This is a genomic window from Clostridium sp. AN503, from assembly GCF_040719375.1.
In the GTDB taxonomy this organism is placed as follows: domain Bacteria; phylum Bacillota; class Clostridia; order Lachnospirales; family Lachnospiraceae; genus Brotaphodocola.
Genome location: NZ_JBFDTP010000001.1, coordinates 1,354,591 through 1,372,736, shown reverse-complemented (window position 1 = coordinate 1,372,736; position 18,146 = coordinate 1,354,591). Strand labels below are relative to the sequence as shown.

At 53.3% G+C, this 18,146-nt stretch carries 18 protein-coding genes; 2 read left to right on the top strand and 16 right to left on the bottom strand.

Annotated features, from left to right (window positions below; translation table 11 throughout):
• Positions 1–20: 20 nt before the first annotated feature.
• Complete coding sequence (locus AB1I67_RS06230) at positions 21–1,358, bottom strand: GntP family permease (RefSeq protein WP_367028940.1); 1,338 nt, start codon at positions 1,356–1,358, stop codon at positions 21–23.
• Between the two features lie 257 nt (positions 1,359–1,615).
• Between AB1I67_RS06230 and AB1I67_RS06225 the strand changes: the two genes are divergently transcribed.
• The gene (locus AB1I67_RS06225) at positions 1,616–2,818 is read left to right on the top strand and encodes a helix-turn-helix domain-containing protein (RefSeq protein ID WP_367028939.1); all 1,203 of its coding nucleotides are present in this window, start codon (positions 1,616–1,618) and stop codon (positions 2,816–2,818) included.
• 35 nt (positions 2,819–2,853) lie between these two features.
• Here AB1I67_RS06225 and AB1I67_RS06220 read toward each other — a convergent pair whose 3' ends face one another.
• From AB1I67_RS06220 to AB1I67_RS06155, 14 genes are all read right to left on the bottom strand, one after another.
• Positions 2,854–3,891, bottom strand: a complete 1,038-nt coding sequence (locus tag AB1I67_RS06220; RefSeq protein ID WP_367028938.1) for a uroporphyrinogen decarboxylase family protein — start codon at positions 3,889–3,891, stop codon at positions 2,854–2,856.
• A 111-nt stretch (positions 3,892–4,002) separates the two neighbouring features.
• On the bottom strand, positions 4,003–4,248 hold the full coding sequence (locus AB1I67_RS06215; protein WP_367028937.1) for a hypothetical protein: 246 nt from the start codon (positions 4,246–4,248) through the stop codon (positions 4,003–4,005).
• A 42-nt stretch (positions 4,249–4,290) separates the two neighbouring features.
• A complete protein-coding gene (gene dhaL / locus AB1I67_RS06210; protein ID WP_367028936.1) occupies positions 4,291–4,932 on the bottom strand; it encodes a dihydroxyacetone kinase subunit DhaL in 642 nt (213 codons plus the stop codon).
• Positions 4,933–4,944: 12 nt separating this feature from the next.
• Complete coding sequence (locus AB1I67_RS06205) at positions 4,945–5,940, bottom strand: dihydroxyacetone kinase subunit DhaK (protein WP_367028935.1); 996 nt, start codon at positions 5,938–5,940, stop codon at positions 4,945–4,947.
• Entirely contained in the window at positions 5,925–6,863 is a 939-nt protein-coding gene (locus tag AB1I67_RS06200) for an aldo/keto reductase (RefSeq protein WP_367028934.1), read from the bottom strand. Before AB1I67_RS06200 ends, AB1I67_RS06205 begins: the two co-directional genes overlap by 16 nt.
• Before the next feature lie 81 nt (positions 6,864–6,944).
• Positions 6,945–7,508: a 6-phospho-3-hexuloisomerase gene (gene hxlB, locus AB1I67_RS06195; protein ID WP_367028933.1), complete on the bottom strand. Its 564-nt coding sequence runs from the start codon at positions 7,506–7,508 to the stop codon at positions 6,945–6,947.
• 11 nt (positions 7,509–7,519) lie between these two features.
• A complete protein-coding gene (hxlA, locus tag AB1I67_RS06190; RefSeq protein WP_367028932.1) occupies positions 7,520–8,164 on the bottom strand; it encodes a 3-hexulose-6-phosphate synthase in 645 nt (214 codons plus the stop codon).
• Positions 8,165–8,192: 28 nt separating this feature from the next.
• Complete coding sequence (locus tag AB1I67_RS06185) at positions 8,193–9,026, bottom strand: glucose-6-phosphate isomerase family protein (protein ID WP_367028931.1); 834 nt, start codon at positions 9,024–9,026, stop codon at positions 8,193–8,195.
• Between the two features lie 83 nt (positions 9,027–9,109).
• Positions 9,110–10,168 (bottom strand): substrate-binding domain-containing protein, encoded by a 1,059-nt coding sequence (locus AB1I67_RS06180; protein WP_367028930.1) that lies wholly within the window; start codon positions 10,166–10,168, stop codon positions 9,110–9,112.
• A gap of 117 nt (positions 10,169–10,285) precedes the next feature.
• Positions 10,286–11,263 carry an ABC transporter permease gene (locus tag AB1I67_RS06175; protein ID WP_367028929.1) on the bottom strand — a complete coding sequence of 326 codons (978 nt, stop codon included), beginning with the start codon at positions 11,261–11,263 and terminating at the stop codon, positions 10,286–10,288.
• 15 nt (positions 11,264–11,278) lie between these two features.
• Positions 11,279–12,781 (bottom strand): sugar ABC transporter ATP-binding protein, encoded by a 1,503-nt coding sequence (locus AB1I67_RS06170; protein ID WP_367028928.1) that lies wholly within the window; start codon positions 12,779–12,781, stop codon positions 11,279–11,281.
• 55 nt (positions 12,782–12,836) lie between these two features.
• A complete protein-coding gene (locus AB1I67_RS06165; protein WP_367028927.1) occupies positions 12,837–13,802 on the bottom strand; it encodes an ROK family protein in 966 nt (321 codons plus the stop codon).
• Between the two features lie 27 nt (positions 13,803–13,829).
• Entirely contained in the window at positions 13,830–14,648 is an 819-nt protein-coding gene (locus AB1I67_RS06160; protein WP_367028926.1) for a MurR/RpiR family transcriptional regulator, read from the bottom strand.
• A gap of 277 nt (positions 14,649–14,925) precedes the next feature.
• Complete coding sequence (locus AB1I67_RS06155) at positions 14,926–15,690, bottom strand: hypothetical protein (RefSeq protein WP_367028925.1); 765 nt, start codon at positions 15,688–15,690, stop codon at positions 14,926–14,928.
• A 224-nt stretch (positions 15,691–15,914) separates the two neighbouring features.
• Between AB1I67_RS06155 and AB1I67_RS06150 the strand changes: the two genes are divergently transcribed.
• Entirely contained in the window at positions 15,915–16,685 is a 771-nt protein-coding gene (locus tag AB1I67_RS06150) for an adaptor protein MecA (RefSeq protein WP_367028924.1), read from the top strand.
• A 105-nt stretch (positions 16,686–16,790) separates the two neighbouring features.
• Here AB1I67_RS06150 and AB1I67_RS06145 read toward each other — a convergent pair whose 3' ends face one another.
• Positions 16,791–18,134 carry a DUF4340 domain-containing protein gene (locus AB1I67_RS06145; RefSeq protein ID WP_367028923.1) on the bottom strand — a complete coding sequence of 448 codons (1,344 nt, stop codon included), beginning with the start codon at positions 18,132–18,134 and terminating at the stop codon, positions 16,791–16,793.
• Positions 18,135–18,146: the final 12 nt, after the last annotated feature.

Sequence of the window (18,146 nt, the reverse complement as noted above, 5' to 3'; positions counted from 1 at the left end):
TTTGTCCGGTCATCCTCTCATCAATGAACGACCATGGACATGACCAGAATGGATGCCAGCGCACTGACGCCCATAATATAGGTTGTAGCTGTAACCGCCACATATCCCCGTTTGATATCGAAACCGGACAGCTTTGTCACACACCAGAAATAAGATCCCATAGGCAACACGCCGCAGAAGGAACCGCCCGCAATGGCAATCGTTGCCAGCTCCGGTGAGATCGCCAACGCCGGGAGCAGTGGAAGGATGATGCCTGCCGTCGTTGTCATCGCCACCGTTGCAGATCCCTGAGCCATCAATACGATCGCTGAGATCACAAATGGGAGTACGACGCTTGGAATCCCCATACCTGCGATAACGCCTGCCAGCACATCTCCTACGCCTATGGCCTGAAGTACCTTACCATAACATCCCGCAATACCGGTGATCAGCAGGATTTCCGCAGATTTCTGTATCGCTGTGGATACCCAGTTATCCGTCACTTCACTGGTCAGCTTTGCAGGAAGCAGAAAGCTGAGGAGCGTGCCGATCAGCAGCGCTACATACGGAGTACCGATAAAACCAACGATCTGGTAAAGCATGCTCTCTGTATCCGCATAATACTGGGTAAAGAAGGACCGTACCACGATCAGGATGATCGGGACAATGATCGGCATATAGCTCATAAACGTACTTGGCGAATGCGTCACAATCTCCGCAAATTTATCGTTTGCTGCAATATCCTTTTCATCGGTCTCCGCAATCTCAGGATAACGGTTCTTAATAAATCTGCTGTTGCACCAAAGCTGTGTGATCAGGATGACCGGCACTGCGATGATCAGTCCATAGATCATCACCTTGCCCACATCAGCGCCCAGGATACCAGCCACCGCGATCGGCCCCGGGGTAGGCGGCACCAGGGAATGGGTCGTTAAAAGGCCGCACATCAGAGATGTCACCAAAACCATATATGGTATATTCCCTTTTCTGGACAGGGCTTTGATGACCGGGTTTAAGATAACGAACCCCGAATCGCAGAACGTCGGAATGGAAACCACTCCGCCTGTCACAACCGTTGCCAGAGGCGCGCGCTTGATCCCTACCAGACGCAGGATGGAATCCGCGATCTTCTGCGCCGCTCCTGTACATTCCAGGATCTCACCTACCACTACGCCGCAGACAATAACAATTCCGATGCTCTGCATGGTTCCCCCAAATCCTGCAGCCACCGTGTCTGTCACCTGCGCCAATGGCATCCCGCTCGCAAGTCCCAAAAGCAGCGATACGATCAGCAGCGACAGGAATGCATGCAGACGCATTTTACTGATCAATACCATCAGCATGATAATGCTAAGAATCAATAACAGAATAGAATACATAAAACCTTCCCCCTTTATATTTGATAAGTACATTATAAAATTGTTTTAATATCAATACAATGTGGCTTACATATGCAAATTGCAATAATTAATTTATAAAATCCAATTTTACAATTCTTTTCGACCATATTTATTCCATTTATATTTATCCACAGTTTATCGTTGTATTTTTTATACAATTATAATATAATATTTCTATATATAATATGCTTTTTGCACATCCAAAAAAACAACTGTCAAAGGAGAGTCCCTGGCTTATGGAAATCGAATATTTAAGCTCCCTTATCGAACGCTACCGGATGGAACAGGTGCAGATCTATATCACAGATTCTTCCGCACGCATCCTTGCCGCCACAGAAGCTGACCGCATCGGCGGCACGGGCAATACCGCCCGTTATATCCTGACCATCCGGCATTCCGCTTCCATACAGAGTGATCCCACCGCATTGAACCCGGTCATCCATTATGGTAACCCGGTTATGGTCAATGAATCCGCAGAATATGTGGTCGTCACCTATGGCTGCACGGAAGCTACCACCCTCGTTGGCAACATTGTGCATGCCGCCCTTTTATCTGCCGTGGAGTACCAGGAATACCGCACGCAGAAAAACCGCAGGCCCTCGGATAAACGGGATGAGATCGCCGCCCTCCTCCTGGCCGGAAAGGCTGATCAGGACAGGCTTTTATCCCTTATGTACCAGCATGAGCTGGACCCCAACCTCTGCCGGGCCGTTATCCAGATTCAGCTGGACTTCTACCGCAATTCATTTTTTAACATTAATCTGGATCTTGGTTTTGAATCATCCATAGAAAGTTTGAGAACCGAGATTGCCCGGTCACTGAAAAAAAGCAGGTACCTGAATTCCCAGGACCTGCTCTATATCCATGACCGCAACACCATTTTGATCATCAAATCATTTATTAAAACGGAAGATATCTCCCGCCTGTACTTTGCCATCGAGGAAGTCTGCCTGGACTGCGAACGCATCCTGAAGCAGTACCGGGGTGTAACCTTCTTCATCGCCTACGGCAACTTTTATAATGAGGTATCCCAGATCCACAACAGCTGGGACGAGGCCTCTGAGATGCTCAAGCTCGGCAGGCTTTCCGGGAAAAGCGACTTCTACAGCCTGGACTCCCTGCTCTTAGACTGCGTATCCCTTCATCTTCCGCCGCAGATTGAAAACAAATACTTGATCCCGGCTATGGAAAAACTCACCGGGGCTGATGGAGAACTCTCTCATGAACTGATCGGCAACGCCGAGGCCTTTGTGAACAGCTGTCTCAGCCTGACCCTGACCGCCCAACAGACCGGTACCCACCGCAATACCATCAAAAACAGGCTGCAGCGGTTCACGCAGCTTACCGGCCTGAATCCCCTGATGCGTTTTCAGGATGCATTCCTCATCAAAATGCTCGCCCTTTATATCCGGCGGGCGCAGATCCCTCCTGCTCCGTAACGGCTATCCCCGACAGGCGCACTGTGGCGGCGCTTTTACAGCGGCTGGGTCTTCTGATACTTCTGTCTGTGGATCGTATCCGCCAGGCATTTGAGGCTGGAGATCGGTATGATCGGCTGAAGCGCACACTCCGGCCCGATCAGGCGCCCGCCCTGCCGGATATTATCCAGGACGTTCTTTTCAATCTGGTTCTTCCTGCCCTGCATCAAAGTGATCGGGTTGTTGATGCCGCCCGCCAGCAGTATCTTATCTCCGCACTCCCTGCGGCAATTCATGATATCATTTCTGGAGTCCAAATGTACGCACCGGAATCCCGCTCTGGCAAACAGTGCGATCCGGTCCTCCACATTGCCGCAGACATGAAGCACAACAGGTCCCAGCTCCTTAATCTTTGCCAGGACCGATTTGTGAACATCCAGCACGAATTCCTCGTAGATCGCCGCGCTCACCAGATCTCGGGTCACATGCTCCGCCCAGGTGACGATATCTGCCCCCGCCTCAAACTGGGCCACGGCAAAATCCCTTGTCACCGTACTCAGCCGCCAGATAAGCTGCCTGGTTTTCTCCGGTTCCAGGATCATGTCCAGCACCAGATTTTCCACGCCATACAGATGGTATGCCAGATCCCACGGCCCCATCACCTTTCCCACAATGGCTACCCTGCCATGGTATTTCTTTTTCAGGATGCGGATCGCCTTTAAAAGCTGCTGCAGCTCCGGCTTTTCCATATAGTCTTTGCATATGGAGACCTCATCCAGGCTCTTGTAAGCCTTTCGTTTTACATAGGGGAACTTCACGCTGTCTCCCCAGTCGATCTCCGCCCCCAGCGCCCCAGCCTCCAGCAGGATAGAAAAATACGGCGCAATGGTGTCAAATCCCATCTCCAGGTATCCAACTTCCGCCAGATCAGCCATCTTTCTTCCGTCCGTATGGGCTTCCGGGTAAAATGCCCTGGAACGCTGCATCCCCTCCACCGTTGCCACAGACGTGAAGCTGACCGCCGGAAACACATCAAATTCTTCTCCCCTCAAAGCAGACATTACGCGCTCATACGGTGCCATTCCCTCTGACAAGGCATTCCCCTCCTTTATCTGCATGCTGTTTTGCATCCAGTATATAGCATGGGACATCACATTGTCAATTTGACCGAAAAAGCATTTCCCGGTATTTCCCCGCCGGTCAGGCTACCGTTCATACTCCCCTCTCACCAGCTTCACGACCGCCCATCCCCCAATAAGGATTCCCGCCGCAAAAAACACGGCCGGCCCTGCCAGATAGGCGGGGCCTTCACCGTCCCCTGTCTCCTTCAGCAGGCTCACCGCCAGATAGATTAAGTATCCTCCGGCGATCAGACGTATGACCAGCAGCTTCCAATCCGGCTTTTTACTGTTTGCTTCTGGCTTTAACTCTGCATCCTTCTGTCTCTCCATATCCGCCACGCCAGCCTCCCTGATCTAAAACTCCACACAGACTTACCATTCCAGCACTCCTATGATCCCGTCCGCCATGGCAGTCAGGATCAGACAGCAGGAGGCTGCCCCTGCATCCAGCACGCCTTTTGAACGCGCGCCCAGCCTTGCGGACCTGCCAAACCTGGCCTGCATGTCTTTGGTGGAATCCCGCCCTGCCGCCGCAGCCTTTTTCATCTCCTCAAGTGCCGTCTTAAGATCTGTTCCCTGTACAGCCGCCGCTTTCATTGCATCCCTTGCGGGAGTGAGGGTATCTACGATCGTCTTGTCCCCCACATGTGCCTCCACGATCTCGCAAAGCCCTGTAAGCCCTGCATCCAGCATGGCTGCAAGCTCTTTTACACCTATCTCATCGTATCTGTCGCCAGCTTCAGCCATATCAGAAAAAACGGTCCCATAGATCGGTCCCATGGAGCCGCCGATCTCACCAAACAAAAGGCATCCCAGTTCATCCAGCCCTTCCGCAAAGCCAACCTCCCTGCCCTTCATGCGTTCGCCGAACATGGTAAAGCCCTTGTTCATATTGATCCCGTGGTCGCCGTCCCCGATCAGGCCGTCGATCTCACTCAAGTAAGCTTTATTCTCCTGGATCGCAGCAACAATATGCTCCAATACCGCTTTCCCGTCCCGATTGTAAAATGCCATTGCCCAGCCCTCCTATCGCTGCTTCAGCCCCACGCTGTAGCAGGGCATATCGATCAGCTCTTTCAGCTCATCATCAAGCTTCATGATGGTCAGCGTGACCCCGTTCATCTCCAGCGAGGTGACATAGTTCCCCACATAGGATCTGTGGATGACCACGCCCTGTTCCCCCAGCAGCCCTTCCACCTCTGCATACAGCGCATAAAGCTCCATAAGAGGCGCTGCCCCCAGGCCGGAGACCAGGACTGCAACCTCATCCCCGCGCTCCAGCGGGAAGTCCGAGAGAATGATCTCTGTCATCCGCTTTGCCATCCCGGAGGCGTTTTCCAGGCTGGTGACCTCCATCCCCGGTTCCCCGTGATGCCCGATCCCGATCTCCATGGTCCCTTCCTGGATCTCAAAATTGGGGCGCTCCGCCCCCGGAAGGGTACAGGGAGAAAGCCCGATCCCCACACTGCGGGCATGGTCACTCACCTTCTTCGCTACCGCCATCACCTCATCCAGGGAAGCTCCCTGCGCAGATTTTGCGCCGCAGCATTTCCAGTTCAGCAGCCCTGCCGCCAGGCCCCTGCGTTTTTCAGACTCCGCTTTCGGCGCGGACGGGACATCGTCGTTGGTCACTGCCATCCGCACCTCGATGCCTTCTTTTTTCGCCATCTTAGCCGCCATTTTTACATTCATATTGTCGCCGGAATAGTTCCCGTACAAGCAGGCCACACCTTTTCCGTGGTCGGCGGCCCGGAAGGCTTCCAGAAACGCCGCCGCAGTCGGGGAGGAGAACACCTCGCCCACCGCCGCCGCGTCACAGAGATTCTCGCCAATATAGCCGATAAAAGCCGGCTCATGGCCGGAGCCGCCGCCAGTGACGATCCCCACATGGCTGCCGCCCTCATCCGCCCGCTTCACCGCCCGGCTGCTGCCGGCAGGAGCCACGATATCTCCGTGGGCTTTCAAAAAACCTTTCAGATAATCTTCCACAATAAAATCAGGATCATTTAATATTCTCTGCATAGTTCCTCCTTCTCCCGGTCCGGATGCTCCCCCGACCATCCTGCCTGGGGCATCGTATCAAGCCGGTATTCATCCTCCCTGGATATCTCAAAAGAAAAAACGTCCAGGTTTTCCGCCATCCGCTCAGGCGCGGAGGACTTGGGTACCGGGATGATATCCTTCTGGAGCAGATATCGCAGGCACAGCCGCGCCGGACTGACGCCGTAGCGCTCTGACAGCTCCGTGACCAGCGGCTCTTTAAACATCCGCATCCTTCCGAGAGGGCTCCAGGCCTGGAGCATGATCCCCTTATCCCGGCAGTAATCTGCCGCCGCAAACTGCATATAACCCGGATGCAGCTCAAGCTGGTTGATCATGGGCTTCACATGGCAGTGTGCCAGCAGCGGCTCCATGTGATGGGGCAGATAATTGCACACCCCGACTGCGCGTACCAGCCCCTCCTCATACAGCCGTTCCATGGCCCGCCAGGTGTTTAAGTTCAGCTTTACCCAGTCCTCATATCCAGGTGACGGCTTTGGCCAATGGATCAGATACAGGTCCAGATAATCCGTCCGGAGCCTTTTTACACTCTCCTCAAAGGCACGCAGGGTATTATCATACCCCATCTCCGTTTTCCAGACCTTGGTAGCAAGGAAAAACTGCTCCCGCCCGGTCCCGGACTGCCGGACGCCCTCTCCCACCAGACTCTCCGTTCCATATTTAGAGGCCGTGTCAAAATACCGGTATCCCGCGCGGATGGCATCCGGCACAACCGTATTGGGGGCACATGGTCCGGCACATGGCTCTGGCCCCTCTGCCCGGTCCGATGTTTTACACGACGCATCCGGCGCGCCGGATACATGGATCTTATACGTCCCAAACGCAATGCACGGGATCTCCACCCCATTTTCCAACACAAACCTTCTGTCTTTGTCTGCTTTCATTCTTACCCTCTGTTTGCGGGCAGACAGTTGCTCCTGCCCGCCCGTATTTCAAACGTCGTCTACCCTTTGCCGGTTCACTCTTTATTCCAGATTGGCATGTCTGGTAAATGCCTGGTCTGTAGGAATTTTCGCTTTTTCAGCCAGGGGCAGGATCATCGTATCCCCGAGCAGAAGGATGCACTGCTCAAACATCGTTCCGCCCGGAAGGATCGGTTTCTTTTTGATCTTGCACTCCACCTTGTCCGTATACGCAGGGATCTCCACTACTACATCCGCCATCTGCGCCAGGGTTGAATCCCTGCGGATGGTCATGGCAGCGATCCTTCCGCCAATCTTTTTCGCCTTGGCCGCCGCGTTGATCAGTCCCGCCGTCTCACCGGAGCCGGACCCGCAGATCAGTAAATCTTCCTTCTCAAATGCAGGCGTGGTGGTATCGCCGACCACGTAGCTCTCAAACCCCAGATGCATCAGCCGCATGGCAACACAGCGGAGCATCAAAAGAGAACGGCCCGCTCCTGCCACATAAACCTTCTTTGCACTGCAGACAGCGTCCATCAGGGCCTCCACCTGCGCCTCGTCAACCTGTTCCAATGCCTCGGCCAGCTCTCTTGCCGCCTGGCCGGATGTCTCCGTAACCTTCATCATTTCCCCCCGCTTTATTTGTGGCTGTTGTTGTATGTATCCATGATCTCCCGCATCTGTCTGGCAACCGCTCTCATGTTGGGCTGGTTGTAGATGCCGCCTCCGCAGATGATCACGTCCGCCGGGCTGTTCACCGCATCCTCAAAGGTTTCCAGCTTAATGCCGCCGGCGATGGCCTTGCGGCAGTTCACTCCATCCAGCTTGTGCAGCTCCTCGACCGGGTCCACGCCGGTTGCCTGGATATCATAGCCCACATGGACGCAGAGATAATCCGGCCCCATCTGCGCTGCTTCCCTGCCGCGTCCCGGGATATCCTTGACCGAGCACATATCCACCAGGACCTTTCCGCCGTACTCCTTCGCCAGGTCAATGGTTGCCCTGATGGTGCTGTCGTCTGCCGCCGCCAGTACGGATACCATATCCGCCCCTGCCTCAAATACCACCTTCGGCACAACGCCGCCGCCGTCCATAACCTTGATATCTGCAAAAACGATCTTATCAGGATACTTCTCCTTCACGGTCTTAACCACCCTCGCCCCTTCTGCGATCATAAGAGGGGTACCCAGTTCAATGATATCCACATACTCCCCGATCTGCTCCAGAACTTCAAGAGTATGCTCAGTTGTAAATAAATCCAGCGCCGCCTGTAACAGTTTCATGTCATTTTCCTCCAGTTTCTTTATTTGATTATTTCACTAACTGCTCCTTATATTCCAGCATCGACATGATCTCGTCCACATACGCATCCGGCTCCGCCAGGAAACGGAATGCCTCCGGATTTTCCTTAAAGCTCTGGTATACCGGCCTGCCAAAACAGATTCCCAGGCGGGGATTGGCTTTCACCGATGCAAACTTCGGTTCCGGGACCGGATTCTTGTAATGTGGATTGAACTCCGCCGTCAGGTTTCCATCTTTTTTCATAATGTAACAGCTCATGCCATGGTAATACCTGACCGGATCATAGTTGACCGGACAGGGCACGTAGGCCAGATTGGAGAATACCAGCGGCCCGTCCCCAATGTTGATGGATGCATGGCCGTAATTCGGCGGAATGATGATCGTCTCCCCCTCATGCACCGTTGCCAGGATCAGATCCTCTATGGTCAGATCCTCCGGAGCCGCCGTGTCAAAGTCAGGGGATTTCTGGAGCACATAGAGCGCGGTCCCCTTGATCACCTCATAGACCTCCGCGTAGGTATTGGTCCTGGCTGGGTTCCATCCATGGTAGTGTCCGGAGGTTTTCTTACACTCCCCGTTCACCTGGCCCGGCATGATGATCGTGATATCATACCGGAAATCATTTTTTAACAACAGCTCTTCATCTTCCGGGAAGGCGAGGCCCCGGTATACATCGTAAAACGGCTCATCCACAGGCAGCTTCTCCTCGTTTGCCAAAAGCCCGGTCATCTTTCCTGTCTCTTTCCTTCCAAAGCCGTCCATCTTTAAAAGGGCGCTGACTGCCATCACATGGTTCTCTTCGTCAAGATAAAGCGGTAGTCCGCTATGCACTAATTTTTCCATTTTCCACCTCGTTTTCCCCAAAAATTGGTCAAAAATGGCCCGTACCTTCGCGTCTGGAAGATGCGGGCCAGTAAAAAGTCTTTTTATTTTGCCGGATAGAACTCAGCTACATTGTCCTTCGTCACCACGGTAAACGGGATGACGGTCTTCTGCTCTACTTCTTTTCCCTGTGCCAGGGCGATCGCCTTTTCTACTGCAGTACGGCCCTGCTCATGACCATCCTGACGGACGGTTCCATGCAGCTCCCCGTCCGCTACCATCGCCAACGCCGCCTCTGTCGCGTCAACGCCGATGCAGACGATGTCTTCTCTGCCTGCCTCAAGGCATGCAAGCCTTGCCGCCACTGCCATATCGTCGTTGTCGCACATGATCGCTTTTAACTCGTCACCGTACAGCGCGATCCAGTCCTGGGTAAAGCGGGAAGCCTTATCGCCGCTCCACTCTGCCGACTGCTCCTCAAGCATCTCCCAGCCTGCCTGCTGATCCATCACGTTATGGATGCCTTCGGTTCTCTGGATTGCCGCGGTGTTGCCAATGATACCCTGAAGATGCGCATATTTGCCGGTATCGCCAAGCTCATCCAGCACAAAGTTTGCAAGCAGCTCGCCCGCCTCCACATCGTTGGAAACGGAAAGGCCTTCACAATCATCTGCGTTGGATGTCAGGGCATTTACCAGAACAACCGGAATCCCCGCCTCATGGCAGATATCCACCACCGGCGCAGACCCATCCATCTCCGCAGGCTGCATGATCACCGCATCCACGCCCAGATTTACAAGGTCAGCGGCCTGGCTTACCTGGATGGACGGATCGGTCTGCCCGTCAAACAGATAATATTCCTCCACGATACCATCCGCCTTGGCCTGCTCTAAAAGCTCCTCGCCCCCGCCATTGATGACCAACTCAAACGCATTAGACTGGTTCTTCTGCAGCCAGCCGATCTTAACCGGCTTATCTGGCTTATCTGCTTTAGCTTCGGCTGCTGCCGTATCCTTTGCTTCTCCCTTCGTCTCCGGCGCAGCCGCTTCCGCCGCTTTTGTGGTCTCCGGAGCTTTCGTTGCCGCCGGCTCAGAGGAACCGCATGCCGTAAGGCTGACTACCAGTGCTGATGCCATAAGAAACGCACTTAATCTTCTCTTCATGTTACCCTCCTGTTTTGCACTTTGTCTTTTCACTTTTCGTATTTTGTGTTGTACTTCTTTTCTTGCATCTATCTTTTATTCGGCGCGCCCGAAAAAAGCTTCATTAAGAAATCTGTTCTAGCTCCGTTTTTTATTGATATAGATATCCAGCAGTACCGCCCCAAGCACCAAAAGCCCCTTGGTCACTGTCTGGTAATAAGAGCTGATCCTCAAAAGGTTCATGCCGTTGTAGATAACGCCCATGATCGCCACGCCGATCAACGTCCCCGGAATGGTCGCCACGCCACCCGCAAAAGACGTGCCGCCGATGACACAGGCCGCAATGGCATCCGTCTCATATCCAAGCCCGATGTTGGGCTGGGACGCGTTGATACGGCTGGTGAGGATGACACCGGCAATGGCTGCGCAGACGCCCATCCACACAAAGGACATGGTCCTGGTCCAGAACACCTTGACGCCGGATGCGGTCGCCGCATTGATATTTCCGCCTACTGCATAGATATAACGCCCAAATTTAGTCCAGTGAAGCAGGATATAGGCCACAACCGCAACCCCGATCAGGATGATGATGGAGTTGGGTACTACCCCTGCAAACTTGCCAAGCCCGATCCGCCGGAAGCTCTTGTTGGTCAGCGTAACAGTCCGTCCATCCGATATGATATAGCCGACGCCGCGGATGACCAGCTGGGTCGCCAGGGTCACAACAAACGGAAACAGGTTGAACCTGGAGATCAGTACACCGTTGACCAGCCCAAAGAACGCACAGACCAGGATCGACAGGAGGATCGCCGCCCACATGCTGTCCGACCGCTTCAGAGTCTCACCGATCACAACTGAGGTGAGCGCCAGCATGGAGCCGATGGACAAGTCGATGCCGCCTGCGCAGATGACAAACACCATGCCCAGCGCAAGCACGCCGTTGACGGACACCTGCTGGAGGATACTGATCACATTCCCGCCGGTGCGGAAGGTGGGCGACGCCACGCACATAAACCCGATCATCATCAGCAAAATGATAAAAATCCCGTATTTTTTCATAAAGGTACTGGAGGGCATCCCCAGTATCATCTTTTCTTCTTTTTTCTCTTTCACCATTTGTCCCATCCTCCCTTACAGTCCGCCAAATTCTTTTGTCAGGATCGTTTCCTGGGTCTCTTCTCCGCTCAAAACCTCGCTTCTGTTCACGGTTCCCTTGATCCTTCCCTCGTGGTAGATCACCAGGTTATCGCTCATCCCCATGACCTCCGGAAGCTCAGAAGATATCATGATGATCGCCATCCCCTCCGAGGCAAATCTGCTCATCAGGGCATGGATCTCTGATTTGGCCCCCACGTCAACGCCCCGGGTCGGCTCATCCAGGATCAGGAGTTTTGGTTTCGCCATGATCCATTTGGAGAGCACCACCTTCTGCTGGTTTCCGCCCGATAAGGAGTACGCCTCCGCCTCCAGCCCCGCTGCCTTGACCGTCAGCTGTTTGGAAACCTCCTCCACCTCTTTCCGCTCCTTTCCTGCATTCAGAAGCAGTTTTTTCTGGCGCTCCGGCAGGCTTGGAAGGGAGATGTTCTCCCGGATGGAACGGTGAAGGCAGAGCCCATATTCTTTACGGTCCTCATTAACCATGGCGATCCCCAGCCTGACTGCGTCCGTGGGACTTTTGATATGGATCTCCCTGCCGTTTAGATACATCTTCCCGCTGCTCAGAGGGTCCAGGCCGAATATGGCCCGCATGGTCTCGCTCCGCCCGGAACCGACCAGCCCGGTGAATCCAAGGATCTCCCCTGCATGGACCTCAAAGCTGATATCCCGAAACCCGTTTCCGCAGAGGTTTTCCGCCTTAAACACCACTTCCCCGATCGGACAGTCCACCTTCGGAAAGATATTCTCCACCTTCCGCCCTACCATCATGCTGATCAGCGCTTCCCTGGAAACATCATGGATACCGTGGCTCCCGATATAGGAGCCGTCCCGGAAAACGGAAACGGAATCTGATATCTGGTAGATCTCATCCATCCTGTGGGATATGTAGATGATCGCAACCCCGTGCTCCTTCAGCTCCCGGATCGTGCGGAACAGATGGTTCGTCTCCTCCGCATCCAGGGAGGACGTAGGTTCGTCCATGATGATGACCTTGGCGTTGCAGGATACCGCACGGATGATCTCCACCATCTGCGCCTCCGCCAGCGTCAGATCCTCCATCAGGGTGACCGCGCTCTTTTTGAAGCCGAAATTGTCCAGGATCTTCTGCGCCTTTTCATTGGTCGCCCTCTTGTTCAGGAAGATCCCCTTCGTGTCCTCCCGGTTTAGGAAAATACTCTCCGCGATCGACAGGTGCGGCTCAGGATTCAGCTCCTGGTGTATCATCGAGATCCCCTTTGCGATCGCATCCGCCGGTCCCCTGGCGCTGTAGGGCTGTCCATCAAAAAATATCCCGCCCTCATCTGCCCGGTAAAGGCCAATGATGATCTTCATCAAGGTGGATTTTCCTGCACCGTTTTCCCCCAAAAGCGAATGCACTTCCCCTTTTTTCAACCGAAAATCAACATTCTTCAAGGCATGAGTACCGCCGAATGATTTGGAAACGCCCTTACATTCCAAAATAAACTGGTCTGCCATGTAACTCCCCCTCCTTATGTCAACTTGCCGTACATTCCTGTGACGTCCCTGCCGATCACCGCCCAAGTCTCTGCAGCGCCAGGGCGCAGGCCCCGTACATTCCCGCCTCCGGCCCCAGCGTCGCCCGCTTTACCGGGCAGTAAGACCGTTCGCTGAGCACCAGCTCCCGGCAGAGCCGGTTCACCGGTCCGGTCAGGATATCGCCTGCGTTTGAGATGCCGCCCCCCAGTAAGATCAGCTCCGGGTTAAACATGGTCATCACATTAGCCAGCCCAACGGATAAATAATGAGCATACCGTTCCATCAGTTCCCGGCATACCCTGTCTCCCGCCTCATATCCTTTCGTCACCATTGCATTGTCAAAAATACCTCCATTTTCCCGCTGATACTCCACAAGCGCCGTATCCGGATACGCTGCCATCATCGCCAGCGCCTCCCTCGTCAATGCCACGCCTGAACAGTAGCCCTCTAAATGCCCCCGCTTCCCGCAGAGGCAGCGGGCGCCGCCGTCCGCATCGATGATCATATGCCCCAGCTCCGCCGCCATATTGTTGGCGCCCCCGGCAATCTTTCCGTCCAGGATGATCCCGCATCCCACTCCAGTCCCCAATGTCACCAGGGCCAGGTTGTCCGCACCGCCGTTGCAGCCAAATATATACTCGCCATATGCATTGATATTGGCGTCATTTTCAATAAAATAAGGTCTGTCAAAATATCTCCCGATCTTCTCACAGGGATTAAATCCATCCCAGTAAAGCGCCGACAAGCGCACCGTAACATTCTTTTTCGTGTCCACGGTCCCGGGAAGCCCCATGGCAACTGCCCTGACCGCTTCCCGGTCAATGTGATGTCCCGCCATCATGTCTTCTATTGCTGCAATGATGCGGTCTGATATCTCCTCATAGCCTGTTTCCCGCCGGGTCGGTATGGAGCGCCTGGCCGCCGGATGGCGGCCCTCGTCCATGATCATGATCTTCACATTGGTCCCACCTACGTCAATTCCAATAACATAACTGTCCATTCTGCGCTCCGTCACCTTCCCTGATACTTAAACTTTGTAATGTGATAATATAAACTCCGCCTGGTCGCTGCGCTGCAGCATATTCTCATTCTTCTGCAGGAAGTAGAGGACTGCGTCCACGATGATCAGCTCCAGGATATGGGACTCCCCGCCGACCTCCTCAAACAGGGCTGAGATCTCTTTGGAATCCGTGCTCAGGATATAGTCCGCCACACCCGCCGCCGTCGATCTGGAATTGTTGGTGATCAGGATGGTCTTCATCCCCCATTCCCTCGCCATCCCCAGTGTGTCGATCACGTGCAGGGCCTCCCCTGAATGGCTGACCGCAACCACCACGTCCTGCTCATTCCCAAGGCCAAGGCTCCTTATGGTGTACTCCGGGATATCGGAATTGAAGCTCCGGATGCCCAGCCTTGTCAGCCGGTGCGCAAGATCCGATGCGATCTCATTGGTGTTGCCCCAGCCTGTGGTGTACACCGTGCCGGCCCTTGAGATCACCTTGACGCTCTCCGCCAGCGTGTCCATATCAATATTGTTCACCACGCTTTTCAGCATGGATGCAACCTTCTCAAAATACTCCGCGATATCCTCCGGCTTATCGATCTTCCGGCTCTCATTGGCATTGTTTACACTGCTCGCCAGTGATATCTTCAGCTGGTAGAACCCGGTATATCCGATGTGCTTGCACATCCTGATGATCGTAGCGTCGCTGGTGTTGCTCTCCTTAGCCAGCTCCGAAATATTCATGTCAAGCACTTCTTTCGGATGGTCCAGTATGTAGTCCGCCACTTTCTTTTCCGCCTGGAACATGTCGTTGTATGTCTGTCTGATCTTCGCAAATACCATACTCAATCCGCCTTTCTCTTATTTTAAGAAGTTTTACTCCGCGACGGCTTGAATGCATTTTTGCACCTGTTTTTGTAAGTTTTTTTAATAATTTATACTTTCAAAACAATATTTTGTGCAACTTGTTAGGTTTATTATATGCAATCACAACCTTAATGTCAATAGTTTATGGAGAAAAACTTTATGATTTTTATTATTTTCCATCTTTTCATGAAGTTAAGCTTTATATATGGAGCAAAACTTCATGCATTTTTCATACAGTTCTTGTTTCCGCCCTTTAAACCATCTCTTTTATCCCCCTTTCTTCCATCAACTGCAGCAGATCCTCCGGCACGCATAAGTTCCACTCCTTCAAAAAGGTACATCCCCCGGTTCCCGGGCCCCCATAGAGATAGCGGGAACTCTGTCCCTTATAGCATCTGCAGCAGTCAAAAAATGCCTCTGTCAGCCCCATCTGCGGGAAATAGGAAAGCAGGTAGCCGGCTTTTTGATACAGAAACTGATTCTGATACCGCTCCAGATAATCCAGCATCACCTGTTCCCTGACAGGGGGCATACGCTCCAGACAGCCGGCCAGTTCCTTTGTCCCCCCAAGCTTTCCCATATCCCGGATTCCGTCCAGTATGGTCCGCTCCAGATCCGTCACCCGGACGCCCTCCCGCTCCAGGATGCCAAAACCGCCCATCCCGGACAGGCAGTGATACCGGCAGCCGTCGAACTCAAATTCCCGGAAACTGGTTTCCGACGATACCCAGACATCCCCGCCCCTGCGGTCCGCCGCGCCGTAATATTCAAACGCAGAGAGATGGGATATCCAGGTGTTTTCAGCAATGTGGGATGCGATCTCAAAAGGGGTCGCCGCCAGTTCCCTGGTCTTTAAGCTTACCACGGCATAACAGTCCCGGCGCACCGACCGGATCAGCCCTTTTTTCTTCAACGCATACAGGATATTGGTCGTCCTGCGCGCATCGCCGAACAACTGCATGGCGTCTTTGTGGGAGAAACATTTTAGATCTAAAAGTTTTTCATAATTTGCAAGCATTCTGATTCCTCCTTCTCTTTAATAATAAATCAATAATCTTTTATTTACAAGATTATTGACATTCTTTTAAAGTTTCCGTCATTTTTGAAAAAAGAATACTTAAATTTTCCTGAATTTTTCTACATAAGAATTGCCTTTTCCCTATATCATATATTATAATTAAATTAGGAAACTAGATTCTTTTTGCAGTTTCCCTAAACTACCACACGGAGGGGAGTGATCTTATGAAGATAGAACGGATTAATGAAAACCAGATACGCTGCACGTTGACCAGTTTTGACTTGAGTGTACGCAACTTGAACCTGGGCGAGCTTGCCTACGGAAGCGAGAAAGCTCGTAATCTGTTTCGCGAGATGATTCAGAAGGCCTCCAATGAAGTCGGATTTGATGCAGAGGATATTCCGTTGATGGTCGAAGCGATCCCGCTTTCCAACGAGAGCGTGATGCTGGTCATCACCAAGATAGAAGACCCGGAAGAACTGGATACCCGTTTTTCCAAGTTTGCCCCACCGTCCGAGGAGGATCAGGATGGGCTGTTTGGCGGGCTTTCCAGCGAACTTTTAGAAGGCGCGGACGGGCTGCTGGATTTCTTGAAAAAGGATATGCTTGGCCTGCCTTCTGAACCGGCAGGCAGCACGGAGACCGGGCTGAAGACAGATGCAGACGCCGTACAGGAGTCTGGCGCAGAGGAGTCCCCGGCGATCCAGACCCGGATCTACCGGTTTGGCAGCCTGGATGAAGCAACTGACGCCGGCAAAGTGACCGCTCCGGTCAACCCCGGGCGCAGCACCCTGTATAAGAAGCCCGGCACATCCCAGTACTATCTGGTACTGTCCAGTGAAGGCACCGATCCACTTACCTTCAGCCGTCTCTGCAACATCCTTGCCGAGTACGGGGAGAAGGTGAAGCAGGAGGCCGCCAGCGAGGCTTACTATCGGGAACACTATGAGGTGATCATCCACGACCAGGCCCTGCAGAAGCTGGCGCTGATCTAAAGAGAGGCCATCTCCTGACTTTATTGCAGAATAAAAACATTAGAAAATACCGGCGGGATCCGGGATGCAGTCATGCACTCCGGATTCCGCCGGTATTCTTTTATGCTACGTCCCCAACCGGTCAAACGCCTCCATGATATCCGATACCACAGCTGCATAGGTTGTAAACTCACAGGCCCCGTTCACATAAACAGCGCACTGGCGCTTGGGGACCGGATAAAATTCCAGGATATCCTCGCTTCCATTCCGTCTGCTCACAGTCAGCGTAAGGACCGGAGCTGAGGCCAAAGGCTCTGTCTCATCGTACACGGCTGCGGCAGGTATGGAATCGATCCTGTCGTAAAAATCCAGCACCTCCAGATAATCCATCTGACGATCCCCCACATATCCGGTCAGCGCGGCAGATTCGCCCGTAAGCTCCAGTTCGACCACTTTTTCGCCGTATTTTGCGCTCAGAAGGGAAACATCAGCCGCCGCTGCGGTATAGATACTGCCGCCGATCAGATCCATAAAATCAGTCTGCAGTAATTCAGCGGTGGAAGCGTCGATCTCACTGACAAGTGTTCCCGCCAGATTGGCGCAGTACCAGGTGTCGGGATTCTTCTGCGCAAACCCGCAGGTATAGGTATTGCCGGAAATGGTTAGCTCCAAAGTGAATTCAGGCTCATCCAGGCCGTAATCCGAAAGGGGCTTATCATCCGATACAAAATGCTTTGGCAGCAATTCCCGGAGCGGGTTCAGCACCGCATTGTCCACATTTTTCCAGTCCAAAACAGCCGTCACCGGGCTGGTCATGCCATAGAAGCTGCTGACAGTATCCGACGCGATCTGCTGAAGGACGATCTCCCCCTTGGGGTTTGTGATCTTGATCTGCGTGAGACCCTTTAACGTTTCCTGAGTCAGCGCCGGATACATGGATAAGTCGCGCAGGTCTGATACCGACTGAAGCATCATCTCCGAGGTCTCCTCATCAACCATATAGACCGCAGGGTCTCCCTCCACCTTGAGATAATGCTCCCCGCTGACAGGTGATCTTCTCCCCAATACCAGCCGTATGGTTGTATCCTCAAGCAGCAGGCTGACCTGGGCCGACGGCTCGGAAAAACCGTATACATCCTTCTCTGCCTGATCCTCGGGCGCAGCAAACGCCCGCTGCGCTTTTAAGTGGGAAAGGCTGTAAACAATCGTGATCAACTTGCTCTGTGAATATTCTGCTGCATCCGCGCCATCGACGGCGATCCCCTCCGGCAGGTTCAAAAGCCCGATGGAACCAGTCTCATTGATCAGTGCGACCGCCCGCACATCCCCTGCGCTGACCGCTGTGACCACAGGCATCTCCTCTGATGTTCCCTCGCTTTCACCACGCCCTGGAAAGGACAGCAGGACGCAGCAGGCAACGGTCAGCGTCAACAAAACTGCTAAAATTATTATCTTTCTGCTCTCCTTCATATCAGCAGCCCC

Bases quoted from the DNA above. Each gene is read 5' to 3' on its own strand.
- AB1I67_RS06230 (WP_367028940.1), bottom strand. From the start codon at position 1,358: ATGTATTCTATTCTGTTATTGATTCTTAGCATTATCATGCTGATGGTA.
- AB1I67_RS06225 (WP_367028939.1), top strand. From the start codon at position 1,616: ATGGAAATCGAATATTTAAGCTCCCTTATCGAACGCTACCGGATGGAA.
- AB1I67_RS06215 (WP_367028937.1), bottom strand. From the start codon at position 4,248: ATGGAGAGACAGAAGGATGCAGAGTTAAAGCCAGAAGCAAACAGTAAA.
- AB1I67_RS06180 (WP_367028930.1), bottom strand. From the start codon at position 10,168: ATGAAGAGAAGATTAAGTGCGTTTCTTATGGCATCAGCACTGGTAGTC.
- AB1I67_RS06170 (WP_367028928.1), bottom strand. From the start codon at position 12,781: ATGGCAGACCAGTTTATTTTGGAATGTAAGGGCGTTTCCAAATCATTC.
- AB1I67_RS06150 (WP_367028924.1), top strand. From the start codon at position 15,915: ATGAAGATAGAACGGATTAATGAAAACCAGATACGCTGCACGTTGACC.
- hxlA (WP_367028932.1), bottom strand. From the start codon at position 8,164: ATGAAACTGTTACAGGCGGCGCTGGATTTATTTACAACTGAGCATACT.
- AB1I67_RS06165 (WP_367028927.1), bottom strand. From the start codon at position 13,802: ATGGACAGTTATGTTATTGGAATTGACGTAGGTGGGACCAATGTGAAG.
- AB1I67_RS06155 (WP_367028925.1), bottom strand. From the start codon at position 15,690: ATGCTTGCAAATTATGAAAAACTTTTAGATCTAAAATGTTTCTCCCAC.
- hxlB (WP_367028933.1), bottom strand. From the start codon at position 7,508: ATGATGAAGGTTACGGAGACATCCGGCCAGGCGGCAAGAGAGCTGGCC.
- AB1I67_RS06145 (WP_367028923.1), bottom strand. From the start codon at position 18,134: ATGAAGGAGAGCAGAAAGATAATAATTTTAGCAGTTTTGTTGACGCTG.
- AB1I67_RS06160 (WP_367028926.1), bottom strand. From the start codon at position 14,648: ATGGTATTTGCGAAGATCAGACAGACATACAACGACATGTTCCAGGCG.
- dhaL (WP_367028936.1), bottom strand. From the start codon at position 4,932: ATGGCATTTTACAATCGGGACGGGAAAGCGGTATTGGAGCATATTGTT.
- AB1I67_RS06200 (WP_367028934.1), bottom strand. From the start codon at position 6,863: ATGAAAGCAGACAAAGACAGAAGGTTTGTGTTGGAAAATGGGGTGGAG.
- AB1I67_RS06205 (WP_367028935.1), bottom strand. From the start codon at position 5,940: ATGCAGAGAATATTAAATGATCCTGATTTTATTGTGGAAGATTATCTG.
- AB1I67_RS06185 (WP_367028931.1), bottom strand. From the start codon at position 9,026: ATGGAAAAATTAGTGCATAGCGGACTACCGCTTTATCTTGACGAAGAG.
- AB1I67_RS06175 (WP_367028929.1), bottom strand. From the start codon at position 11,263: ATGGTGAAAGAGAAAAAAGAAGAAAAGATGATACTGGGGATGCCCTCC.